This window comes from Pantoea sp. GbtcB22 (assembly GCF_019091025.1).
Classification (GTDB): domain Bacteria; phylum Pseudomonadota; class Gammaproteobacteria; order Enterobacterales; family Enterobacteriaceae; genus Pantoea; species Pantoea leporis.
The window spans coordinates 1-248 of the sequence record NZ_JAGXKB010000564.1 but is presented as its reverse complement, the minus strand read 5'-3'; the positions used below and the strand labels follow the sequence as shown (position 1 = coordinate 248).

The window sequence follows — 248 nt, the reverse complement described above, 5'->3', positions numbered from 1 at the left end:
ATGGTTGCCTATGCCGTCAATGTGTTTGTGTACCAATCCCTGAAAAACACGATGGACTCGGCGACGGCCGGATCGGTTAGCCGCTGGATCGCGCTGGGCGCGGCCCTCGTCTCGGCTCTCATCCTGCAGGCCCTCCATTCAGTTGTCTCCATCAAATTCCGCGCCGATCAGATCATCAGCGGCACGGTGATCAACATTCTGGCGCTTGGCATCACCGGTTATCTGTATCGTCAATTCCTGGCTGAGAA

General features: G+C 56.5%; 1 pseudogene. It reads left to right on the top strand.

Features of this window, described 5'->3' with window-relative positions:
- Nucleotides 1–248, top strand: a pseudogene (locus tag KVT28_RS25980) (hypothetical protein); the annotation flags it as partial.